The organism is Streptomyces sp. NPDC028635 (genome assembly GCF_040637635.1).
In the GTDB taxonomy this organism is placed as follows: Bacteria; Actinomycetota; Actinomycetes; order Streptomycetales; family Streptomycetaceae; genus Streptomyces.
This window is the reverse complement of sequence record NZ_JBEZWX010000010.1, coordinates 230,352-241,575: the sequence shown is the minus strand read 5'-3', so window position 1 is coordinate 241,575 and position 11,224 is coordinate 230,352. Positions and strand designations below refer to the sequence as shown.

9 protein-coding genes are annotated in these 11,224 nt (G+C 72.1%); 5 read left to right on the top strand and 4 right to left on the bottom strand.

What is annotated here, in order from left to right; genetic code table 11:
* The coding region (locus tag AB0E88_RS14385; protein WP_361629287.1) for a MerR family transcriptional regulator at nt 1–711 on the bottom strand (711 nt) is incomplete at its 3' end.
* Between the two features lie 252 nt (nt 712–963).
* Between AB0E88_RS14385 and AB0E88_RS14380 the strand changes: the two genes are divergently transcribed.
* A complete protein-coding gene (locus AB0E88_RS14380) occupies nt 964–2,421 on the top strand; it encodes an amino acid permease (RefSeq protein ID WP_361629284.1) in 1,458 nt (485 codons plus the stop codon).
* A 44-nt stretch (nt 2,422–2,465) separates the two neighbouring features.
* Nucleotides 2,466–2,942, top strand: coding sequence for a macro domain-containing protein (locus tag AB0E88_RS14375; RefSeq protein WP_361629281.1), 477 nt, complete (start codon nt 2,466–2,468; stop codon nt 2,940–2,942).
* 261 nt (nt 2,943–3,203) lie between these two features.
* Here the strand turns inward: AB0E88_RS14375 and AB0E88_RS14370 are convergent, their stop codons facing one another.
* Nucleotides 3,204–4,697, bottom strand: coding sequence for a M1 family metallopeptidase (locus AB0E88_RS14370; RefSeq protein ID WP_361629278.1), 1,494 nt, complete (start codon nt 4,695–4,697; stop codon nt 3,204–3,206).
* Nucleotides 4,698–4,910: 213 nt separating this feature from the next.
* Between AB0E88_RS14370 and AB0E88_RS14365 the strand changes: the two genes are divergently transcribed.
* Nucleotides 4,911–6,854, top strand: coding sequence for a Xaa-Pro dipeptidyl-peptidase (locus AB0E88_RS14365; protein WP_361629275.1), 1,944 nt, complete (start codon nt 4,911–4,913; stop codon nt 6,852–6,854).
* 44 nt (nt 6,855–6,898) lie between these two features.
* Here the strand turns inward: AB0E88_RS14365 and AB0E88_RS14360 are convergent, their stop codons facing one another.
* On the bottom strand, nt 6,899–7,852 hold the full coding sequence (locus tag AB0E88_RS14360) for an FAD-dependent oxidoreductase (RefSeq protein ID WP_361629272.1): 954 nt from the start codon (nt 7,850–7,852) through the stop codon (nt 6,899–6,901).
* Between the two features lie 66 nt (nt 7,853–7,918).
* On the opposite strand from AB0E88_RS14360, the gene AB0E88_RS14355 reads away from it, so the two are divergent.
* Nucleotides 7,919–8,926 (top strand): oxidoreductase, encoded by a 1,008-nt coding sequence (locus AB0E88_RS14355; protein WP_361629269.1) that lies wholly within the window; start codon nt 7,919–7,921, stop codon nt 8,924–8,926.
* A 62-nt stretch (nt 8,927–8,988) separates the two neighbouring features.
* Nucleotides 8,989–10,626, top strand: a complete 1,638-nt coding sequence (locus AB0E88_RS14350) for an ABC-F family ATP-binding cassette domain-containing protein (protein WP_361629266.1) — start codon at nt 8,989–8,991, stop codon at nt 10,624–10,626.
* On the opposite strand, the gene AB0E88_RS14345 is transcribed toward AB0E88_RS14350, so the two are convergent.
* Entirely contained in the window at nt 10,623–11,213 is a 591-nt protein-coding gene (locus tag AB0E88_RS14345) for a DinB family protein (protein WP_361629263.1), read from the bottom strand. The genes AB0E88_RS14350 and AB0E88_RS14345 overlap by 4 nt on opposite strands.
* Nucleotides 11,214–11,224 lie beyond the last annotated feature (11 nt).

Genomic DNA, 11,224 nt, shown 5'->3' with positions numbered 1-11,224 from the left:
TCGCCCGCGCCCCGCCGGTTGGCTGGCGGCCCGGCGGCCCGCCCCCCCGGGGGGTTGATTTGGGGCGCACCCACACCCCCCGCCGGGGGGGCGGGGCCCCCCCCCCGCGGCCCGCAGCAGCCCCGACAGCTCCCGCGCGGCCGCGCGGGAGTGCTCGATCAGCACACTGCGGGCGGCGAGCACGGTCTCCTGCGACAGCGGTACGTCCAGCAGCTCGACGCCGAGCCGCAGCAGCCCGGCGTCGACGCGGTAACCGCCGCCGCCCGCGCCGGCCTCGCCGTCCTCGCTGCCGTCCTCGCTGTCGTCCTCCGGCACGACGACGTTCATCGCCGTCAGCCGCTGGATCTCGGCGTCGCCCAGCGCGCGGCCCGCCCGCCGCTGCAGCTCCTCCCGGCTCACCGACTCCACGGTGTCCGGCGCCCAGGACGCCACCACCGCGCGGTGCAGGGCGAGGTCGCGGGCGCTGAGGTCGGCCGGGAGCTGCCGCAGATACCGCTCGATCGCCGCCAGCGTCATGCCCTGGCGCTGCAGCTCCTCGATCAGCGCCAGGCGCGCGAGATGACCGGCGCCGTAGCGGCCCACCCGGCGCGGGCCCAGTTCGGGCGGCGGGAGCAGACCCTTGGTGCTGTAGAAACGGACCGTGCGCACGGTGACGCCCGCGCGGGCGGCCAGCTCGTCGATCGTGAGGGTCGGCTCCTCGGTGGTCGTCATGTGCAGCAGTATCACTGTCTCACCGGTGCTGTGACACCCGTCGTGCACGGAGCGGACCGCTGCTCTTTCCTGGTGAACGGTTCGTGAACCCCATGTGAGAAGAACCGCTCTGTGACATGGACCATCGCATGAGAAGTGATCTCCCTGGGAAGCTGCTGCCTTGGTCTGTGCCGTGAGGGGGTGGTGCGGGCCGAGCCACGTACGAGTCCCGAGGGCAACCCGCTCGGGCCGCACCAGAGAGTGGAACCACCCGTGAGCAAGGAAGCCGTGCACACGGCACAGGCCGCCGCACACCCCGCGGCGACCGCTACGCCCGCGGACGCGGGCGACGCCGGTTACAGCAAGGACCTCAAGCACCGCCACGTCAACATGATCGCGATCGGCGGCGCGATCGGCACCGGCCTGTTCCTGGGCGCCGGTGGCCGGCTGCACAACGCGGGCCCCGCCCTCGCGCTGGCCTACCTCGTCTGCGGCATCTTCGCCTTCTTCGTGGTGCGGGCGCTCGGCGAGCTGGTCCTCTACCGCCCCTCCTCCGGATCGTTCGTGTCGTACGCGCGCGAGTTCCTCGGCGAGAAGGGCGCGTACGTCGCCGGCTGGATGTACTTCCTGAACTGGTCGACGACCGGTATCGCCGACATCACCGCGATCGCGCTGTACACGCACTACTGGAGCCTGTTCACGCCCATCCCGCAGTGGGTGCTGGCGCTGATCGCGCTCGCGGTGGTGCTCACCGTGAACCTCATCTCCGTGAAGATCTTCGGCGAGATGGAGTTCTGGTTCTCCATCGTCAAGGTGGTCACGCTGGTCGCCTTCATGCTGATCGGCATCTTCCTGCTGGCCACGCAGCACGAGGTCGGCGGTCACACGCCCGGCCTGAGCGTGATCACCGACCACGGCGGTGTCTTCCCGCACGGTGTGATGCCGGTCGTCCTGGTCATGCAGGGCGTGATCTTCGCGTACGCGGCGCTGGAGCTGGTCGGCGTCGCGGCGGGCGAGACCTCCGAGCCGGAGAAGGTCGTCCCGCGCGCGGTGAACTCGATCATGTGGCGCGTCGGCCTGTTCTACGTCGGCTCGGTCGTCCTGCTGGCGCTGCTGCTGCCGGGGTCGGTGTACTCCGGTGACCAGAGCCCCTTCGTGACCGTCCTGTCGAAGATCGGTGTGCCGGCGGCCGGCGACGTGATGAACCTCGTCGTCCTGACCGCGGCCATGTCCTCGCTGAACTCCGGTCTGTACTCCACCGGCCGCATCCTGCGCTCCATGGCGATGGCCGGCTCGGCGCCGAAGTTCACCCGCGTCATGAGCCGCAGCCAGGTGCCGTACGGCGGCATCCTGCTGACCTGCGGCATCTGTGTGCTCGGCGTGGGCCTGAACTACCTGATGCCGAGCCAGGCCTTCGAGATCGTGCTGAACGTGGCCTCCCTCGGCATCATCAGCACGTGGGTGATCATCATGATCTGCCACCTGGTCTTCGTGCGCCGGGCCAAGGCGGGCCTCGTCACCCGGCCGAACTTCCGCCTGCCCGGCAGCCCCGTCACGGAGATCGCCACGGTGGCGTTCCTGCTGGCCTGCCTCGGCATGATGTGGAACGACCCCGACGTCGGCCGCAAGACGCTGCTCCTGATCCCCCTGATCGCGGTCCTGTTGACCGCAGGCTGGTTCGCAGTCCGCCGCCGCGTCACCGAGAACACGGCCCGCGAAGTCACGCGGTAGCCACAGTCACAGCCACTGTCAGTGGCACCGCCTACGGTGGCGTCATGTCGGAGATCGAGTATGTCCGAGGTGACGCCACCGTGCCGTCGGTCAAGGGCGTCAAGCTGATCGCCCACGTCTGCAACGACATCGGGGGCTGGGGGAAGGGCTTCGTGCTGGCGCTCTCGCGCCGCTGGCCGGAGCCGGAGAAGGCTTACCGCGCCTGGCACCGCGATCGCGCCGAGAACGACTTCGGCCTGGGGGCCGTGCAGTTCGTGCAGGTCGAGCGGCACATCTGGGTGGCCAACATGATCGGCCAGCGCGGCATACGCACGGGCAGCAAGGGCGTCCCGGTCCGCTACGAGGCCATCGACGCAGCGCTGACCCGTCTGGCCGACAAGGCCCTCGAGCTCGATGCGTCCGTCCACATGCCCCGCATCGGCTGCGGCCTCGCCGGCGGGAAGTGGTCCCATGTGGAACCCCTGATCACCGAGCGGCTGGTGCGGCGGGGGACAGCCGTGACGGTGTACGACCACAGGTGAGGCGTTCGCCTCCGGCGGCACCGTGTGGTCACGGTGCCGCCGGAGGCATGTCCGGGAGGGGTGCGCGGTGTCCACGGTGCGACCGGAGGGCCTTTGCGCGGGCCGTCCGGCTGCCGAGTGCGGGCCGTATGCGGCTGGGCGCGCCGTTCCCCGCGCCCCTTCCGGGGCGTGTGCCTCGCCCCGGGGCGGCCGGCTGGTGCTCCTCCGGGGCGCGTGCTGCCTTTCCGGCCGGCGTCCCGAGGAGGCCGGCCGGGGACGGGGTCAGTGGGCGTGTGCCTCGTTCGTGGCTGCGATCTTCTTCCAGGACTTCGGCTGGGCCGGGGTCGCGGAGGTCCGGGTGAGGGATGCCGCGTGGGCCGCCGGGGTGGCCGGCTTCGTCGGCTCGTACAGCCAGGTGTCGAAGAGGGACGCCAGAGGCTTGCCGGAGACCTGCTCGGCGTAGCGCTGGAAGTCGGCCACCGACGCGTTGCCGTAGGCGTACCGCTGCGGCCAGCCCTTCAGGATCCTGAAGAACGCGTCGTCACCGATCTCGTTGCGCAGCGCCTGGATGGCCAGCGCGCCCCGGTCGTAGACCGCGGTGTCGAACTGGTTGTCCGGACCGGGGTCGCCCGGCTTCACCGTCCAGAAGGGGTCGTCGGCCGGGTGCGAGGCGTACACGTAGTCCGCCAGCTCCTGTGCCGTGCCCTCGCCCTCGTGCTCCGACCACAGCCACTGCGCGTACCGCGCGAAGCCCTCGTTGATCCAGATGTCCTTCCAGCTCTTGAGCGACACGCTGTCGCCCCACCACTGGTGGGCCAGCTCGTGCACGACGACGGAGGTGTTGGCGCCGTTCGCGAACTGCCGCGGGCTGTAGTAGACGCGGGTCTGGGTCTCCAGCGCGTACCCGGTGGTCGTGTTGGGGACGTAGCCGCCCGCCGACGAGAACGGGTACGGCCCGAAGTAGCCGCTCAGCCAGTCGACGAGTTCCCCGGTGCGCTCCACGCTGGCCCGCGCCGCGCCGTCGTTGTCGCCGAGGTCCTTGCTGTAGGCGTTGACGACGGGGACACCGCCCTCGGAAGTGGACGTCGTGATGTCGAACTTCCCGAGCGCCAAGGTGGCCAGATACGTCGCCTGCGGCTTGTTCTCACGCCAGTTCCAGCGCGTCCAGCCGAGCTTGGAACTCGTCGACTGCAGCGTGCCGTTGGACAGGGCCTGCGTCCCGTCGGGCACCAGCACGGACACGTCGTAGGTGGCCTTGTCCAGCGGGTGGTCGTTGCTGGGGAACCACCACCACGCCGCTTCCGGCTCGTTCGCCCCGATGCCGCCGTCCGGGGTGCGGTGCCAGCTCGTGAAGCCGTACGCCTTTTTCGACGACGGCACCCCGCTGTAGCGCACGACGACGGTGACCGCCGTCCCCTTCGGCAGCGGCGTCCTCGGCGTGATCACCAGCTCGTGCTCGCCCGACGTCGTGAAGGAGGCCTTGGCCCCGTTGACCCGGACCTCGCTCACGTCCAGCAGGAAGTCCAGGTCGAACCGCGACAGATCCTGCGTGGTGCGCGCCAGGATCGTCGCCGTGCCCTCCAGCTCGTCGGTGGCCGGCTGGTACTTCAGCCTGAGGTCGTAATGGGAGACGTCGTATCCGCCGTTGCCGTAGGCCGGGTAGTAGGGGTCGCCGATGCCCGGGGCGCCGGGGGAGAAGCTCGCCGCCGATGCCGGGATCGCCAGCAGGACGGAGGCGGCGGCCAGTGCGCCCGGCGCGATGATTCTGCGGTGCACGAAAGCTCCAAGTCGTAGGGGACCGAAGTTCGTTCGAGCCTATTGAGTCCCTCCACCCCCGGTCATGTCCATGGCCCCCCCTGTCACACGATCGCCATTCAGCCGTCATGACCGAAGCCGTTCGACACTCCTCACCACCTGCTCGCCCGGCCCGACCCACCGGTCCCCGTGTGCCCTCTTCTGCACGGGAGTTGACCGATGTACCGTCCGCGCATGCCGAAACGCACGCGCTTCACGACCACAAGAACGCTCGTGACAGCCGCGGTCGCCGCCCTGGTGGCCGCCCTTCTCACCCCGGCCGCCGCGCACGGCACCCCGCGCGAGAGCCGGCCCGTCTACTCGTACGCGCACGCCATCCGCGAGGCCGTCTGGGTGGACACCGGGCTCGACGGCGACGGCGACGGCCGCACCGACCGCGTCGCCGCCGACATCGTCCGGCCCCGCGAGCCGGCCGCGCAGGGCCGCAAGGTGCCCGTCATCATGGACGCCAGTCCCTACTACTCCTGCTGCGGCCGCGGCAACGAGAGCCAGAAGAAGACTTACGACGCCGATGGCCACGTCGTGCAGATGCCGCTCTTCTACGACAACTACTTCGTCCCGCGCGGGTACGCCGTCGTCGGCGTCGACCTCGCCGGCACCAACCGCTCCGACGGCTGTGTCGACGTCGGCGGCCGCTCCGACGTCCTGTCCGCCAAGGCCGTGATCGACTGGCTGAACGGCCGGGCGAAGGCGTACACCTCCCGCACCGGGAACACCACCGTCCGGGCCGGCTGGACCGACGGCCGCACCGGAATGATCGGCAAGAGCTGGGACGGCACCATCGCCAACGGCGTCGCAGCGACCGGCGTCAAGGGCCTGAGGACGATCGTCCCGATCAGCGCGATCTCCTCCTGGTACGACTACTACTTCCAGCAGGGCGCCCCGCTGTACGACTCCGGCCCCGAATGGCTGTCCGACTACGTCGACAGCCCCGACGCCCGCGCCCGTTGCGCCGCCGTACAGCGAAAGCTCGTCGACGGCGCTCCCCGCAGCGGTGACCTGACCCCCCTGTGGACCGAGCGCGACTACGTGAAGGACGCGAAGAAGGTCCGTGCGAGCGTCTTCCTCGTGCACGGCATGCAGGACCTCAACGTGCGCACGAAGCACCTCGGCCAGTGGTGGGACGCTCTCGCGAAGAACGGCGTGAAGCGCAAGATCTGGCTCTCCCAGACCGGCCACGTCGACCCCTTCGACTTCCGCCGCGGCGCCTGGGTCGACACCCTGCACCGCTGGTTCGACCACGAACTCCTCGGCTACGACAACGGCATCGACCGCGAACCCATGGCCGACATCGAGCGCCGCCCCGACCACTGGGTCACCTCGCCGGTATGGCCGCCGAACGGCACCCGCCTCACGACCCTGCGGCCCGCCCCGGGCAGCGAGCCCGGCGTCGGCGCCCTCCGCCTGCGCCCGGCCACCGGCACCGCGACGTTCACCGACGACCCGCGGCACAGCGAGACCGACTGGGCCGCGCAGCTCGACCGGCCCACCCCCGACAAGGCCGGGTTCACCACCGCGCCGCTCACCCGCGACCTGCGCCTGTCCGGCTCCTCCGAGGTCACCGTCACCGCGACGCCGACCACCACCACGGCTCACCTGTCGGCGGTCCTCGTCGACGTCGGGCCGGCCACCATCCGGGACTACGCCGACGCCGCCGAGGGCATCACCACCCTCACCGACCGCACCTGCTGGGGTGCGAGCACCGCGGGCGACAGCGCCTGCTTCAAGGAGACGCGGGCCAAGGTCACCGACGTCGGCTACACCGTCGTCAGCCGCGGCTGGGCCGACCTCGGCACCTGGGCCGACCCGGGCAAGGGCGCGCCGCTCGTCCCGGGCCGGTCGTACACGATCACCGTCGATCTGGCGGCGACCGACCACGTCGTACCCAGGGGCCACCGGCTGGCGCTGATCGTGGCCGGCACCGACAAGGACCTCATCGATCCGCCGTCCACCACTCCGACCCTCACCCTCGACCTGGCCCGGACCTCCGCCCGGCTCCCGCTGGTCGGCGGCGCCGGTGCCTTCGCCCGGGCCACGGCCGCGGCGGCCGGCCCGGCCCCGCACCCGGCCGCGCTGAAGGGCGTGCACGGGCCGCGCAGCACCCCGCGCGTGCCCTGACCCTCACCAGGGGACGTCACCAGCGCATTTGCACGAGGGGCGCCTCAGGAGGGGGCGGCCAAGCCGGCCGCCTCCTCCGCACAGCCCCACGCCACGGTGACGCCCGCGCCGCCGTGCCCGTAGTGGTGCACCACCACCCGCCCGTCCGGCCGGACTTCACGCTCCAGCCGGACCGCGTCCCGCGCGGGCCGCAGCCCCACCCGGTGCTCCAGCACACGCGCATCGGCCACCTCCGGCCGCAGTGCCGCGCACCGCCGCACGATCGCCTCGGCCACGGCCGGGTCGGGCTCGGTGGACCAGTCGCCGTCCTGCGCGGTGCCGCCCAGCAGCAGACGGTCCCGGTGCGGGAACAGATAGGCCAACGCGCCGTCGGCGGTCGTCGAGACGAGCCAGGTGCGCACACCGGGGTTCTCCACCACCACCAACTGGCCCCGCACCGGCCGCACCGCCGGGTCCGGGACGAGCGACCGGGCGCCCAGACCGGTGCAGTTCACCACCACCGAGGCCGGCACCCGGTCCAGATCGGACACCGTGCGCTCCTCGACGATCCCGCCCGCCGCCGTGAACCGCCGCCGCAGCCACGGCAGATGCACCGCCATGTCGATCAACGGCAGCCGCGCCCACACCCCCGACCCGGTGTACTCCGCCTTCTCCGAGGCCCGCAGCCCCGGCAGCCGCGCGGCCGCCCACCCGGTGACCTCGTCCAGCTCCGTCTCGCCCAGTACGCCTTCGACCAGGCGTACGCCGGTCTCCTCGGAGTTCTTCGCCAACTCCTCGTACACGTCCAGGGAGCGCAGCGCCCACGTCCGCGCCGAGACCACCGGCTTGATGTGGTACGGCCACCACAGCGCCCCGGCGACAGCCGAGGTCGTCCGCTCCACCGGGTCCCGCGTCCACACCCGCACCCGTCGGCCGCGCTCGGCCAGGACCACCGCGGTGGTCAGCCCCACGACCCCGCCGCCGACCACGATCACGTCGTCGCTCTGCTCACTCTCCACACCGGGACGGTAGCGGAATGTGTCATGCCGCGCTCACATCGGTGACGACGCGGGAATACTCACAGCATGTCTGCCGCGTACGCGACCTTCGGCCTGGCCCCGGCGACCCGTGCGGGCTCCGTCCTCGCCGACGGCGCCTACCAGGTCCACCGGGACTTCCTCGACTTCGTCGTGGACGGCCGCCCGCTGCTGTTCCGGCTCGCCGACCTCGACGCCGTCTCCCCGCTCGCCTCCGACGTGCCGCCCGCCATCTTCACCGAGCAGGTGCGGGGCCTGCTCCGCGAGGCCGACGCGCCGCTGCCCGGCGGGCGGTACGTCATCTACGGCTGCCCCGAGTGCGCCGACCTGGCCTGCGGCGCGGTCACCGCGGTCATCCAGCGGGACGGAGAGGACTACGTCTGGCGGGACTTCGCGTGGCAGACCCGCGAGCACGTCGACCTGGAACGCGACGGCTACCACGGCATAGGGCCGTTCCGGTTCCGCGGAGAACAGTACCGGGCGGCGCTGGCCGCGCTGCCGGACGCCGGCCTCCGCCGGGTGCTGCTCATCGGCGCCCGCGTCGCCCTGCTCGCCAAGCTCGCCGCCGCGCTGCGCGCCATCGGCATCGGTGCCGACATCGCCCACGACGCGGACGGCGTGAGCGCCGAGGAACTGCGCGGCTACGGCGCCGTCGCCTTCGCCCGTGGTGCGGGGGAGGCCGAACGCGCCGCCGTACGCCGGGCCTTCGACTCCGCCGGTGTGCGGGTGGCACACCTGGACGCGGCGCCACCGATCGTGCCGCTGCTCGTGGCGCAGATCGAACACGCCCTGGACCGCAGCCCCGCCGAGCAGCGCCGTCTGACCCGGCTGACCGCCGACCGGGGCGAGGCGGTCGTCGAGGTCACCTCGCCGTGCCGGGTGCGGCTGACGGCGTACCGCGTCGACCGGCTCTCGCGCACCCACATCCACGAGGTCTTCGACGGCATCCTCGAAACCGGCAGCCACCGCGTCCCGCTGGACGCCAGGACGGTCAAGGGCGAGTCCTGGGTCGTGGCCCGCACCTCGGGCAACGTCCTGGTGACAGCCCTGAGCTGACCGCCGCCGCACCCCGACGGCCCGCGCCCCTGTCACCGGCGGCCGTTAGGATCGGCGCTCTGATGACTGCCACTCTCGTCGCCAAGAACCTCGCCGCCGGGCACGGCGACCGCTCGCTCTTCTCCGGGCTCGACCTCGTCGTCGCGCCCGGTGACGTGATCGGGCTGGTCGGTGCCAACGGCGCGGGCAAGTCCACGCTGCTGACCATGCTCGCCGGCCTGCTGCCGCCCGAGCAGGGCGAGCTGCGCCTGTCCCCGCCGACGGCCACCGTGGGCCACCTCCCGCAGGAACCGGAGCGCCGGCCGGGGGAGAGCGTCCGGGAGTTCCTGGCCCGCCGCACCGGCGTCGCGGCCGCTCAGCGCGCCATGGACGAGGCCACGCAGGGGCTGGTCGACGGGGCGCCGGGCGCGGACGACGCGTACGCGGCGAGCCTGGAGCGCTGGCTCGCCCTCGGCGGCGCGGACCTCGACGAGCGCGCGGAGGAGGTCGCCGACTCCCTCGGTCTCGCCGTCGGCCTGGACCAGCCGATGACGTCCCTGTCCGGAGGCCAGGCGGCCCGTGCCTCCCTCGCCTCCCTGCTGCTGTCGCGCTACGACGTCTTCCTCCTCGACGAGCCCACCAACGACCTCGACCTCGACGGCCTGGAGCGCCTCGAACGCTTCGTGAGCGGTCTGCGCGCGGCCACCGTCGTCGTCAGCCACGACCGCGAGTTCCTCACCCGCACGGTCACCAAGGTCCTCGAACTCGACCTCGCGCAGCAGCAGATCAACCTCTACGGCGGCGGCTACGACGCCTACCTGGAGGAGCGCGAGGTGGCCCGCCGGCACGCCCGCGACGACTACGACGAGTACGCCGACAAGAAGGCCGCACTGGAGGACCGGGCGCGCACCCAGCGCTCCTGGATGGACAAGGGGGTGAAGAACGCCCGGCGCAAGGCGGGCGACAACGACAAGATCGGCCGCAAGTTCCGCAGCGAGGCCAGCGAGAAACAGGCCGCGAAGGCCCGCCAGACGCAGCGGCTGATCGAGCGCCTCGACGTGGTCGAGGAGCCGCGCAAGGAGTGGGAGCTGCGCATGGAGATCGCCTCCGCCCCGCGCTCCGGCGCGGTCGTGGCGACCCTGCGGGACGCCGAGGTCCGGCGCGGCGACTTCGCCTTCGGCCCGGTCTCCCTCCAGATCGACTGGGCGGACCGGGTGGCGGTCACCGGTGCGAACGGCGCGGGCAAGTCCACCCTGCTCGGCGCCCTGCTCGGCCGTGTCCCGCTGGACGCCGGCCACGCCGCGCTCGGCTCCGGGGTGCAGGTCGGCGAGGTCGACCAGGCCCGCAAGCTGTTCCACGGCCCCGAGGCCCTGCTGGAGGCGTTCGGCGCGGCCGTCCCCGACACCGAGCCGGTCGAGGTGCGCACACTGCTCGCCAAGTTCGGCCTGAAGGCCGACCATGTGATGCGCCCGGCCGCGACCCTCTCCCCGGGCGAGCGCACCCGTGCGGCCCTGGCGCTCCTCCAGGGCCGGGGCGTCAACCTCCTCGTCCTCGACGAGCCGACCAACCACCTCGACCTGCCGGCCATCGAGCAACTGGAATCCGCTCTGGACGCCTACGAGGGCACCCTGCTCCTGGTCACCCACGACCGCCGCATGCTGGAAGCGGTCCACGTCACCCGCCACCTGGAGGTCACCGGCGGCAAGGTGGGCGAACGCTAGGGAGCGTCTTCGCCGTACAGGGCGGCCGCCTCCTTCGCCGCCTGCTCCACGCGGGCCACGTGCCCGGGGTCGTGCGGTGCCGTGTTGGCGCCGCGCGGCCGCTGGCCCACGGCCCCGTCGATCAGCTCCCGGACGATGTCGGCGTGCCCGGCGTGCCGGTGCGTCTCGGCGATCATGTGCGTGAGGGCCCGGTGCAGGGTCAGTTCGACGCCGGGTCCGCCGGGCACCCGGCCCACCGTGTCCAGCGGCAGCGCTTCGATCGTGGCGTCCGCGTGCGTCCACGCCTTCCGGTACCCGGCGACGATCTGCTCGCGGGACTCCTCGGGCCGGGCCCACAGGTCCGCGTCCGGTTCGGCGTCACCCGCGATCCACAGCCCCGGCCCGTCACAGGGCCGTCCGAAGGTCGCGCCGAAGTACAGTGCCTCCGCGCCGGTCAGGTGCTTCACCAGGCCCAGCAGATTCGTGCCGGTCGGGGTCAGCGGGCGGCGGACGTCGTATTCCGACAGCCCCTCCAGCTTCCAGAGCACGACCTCGCGGGCGTCCTGGAGGCAGCGGCGCAGGTCTTCTTTGGGTCCCGTTGCGGTCATACGGCCAGTCT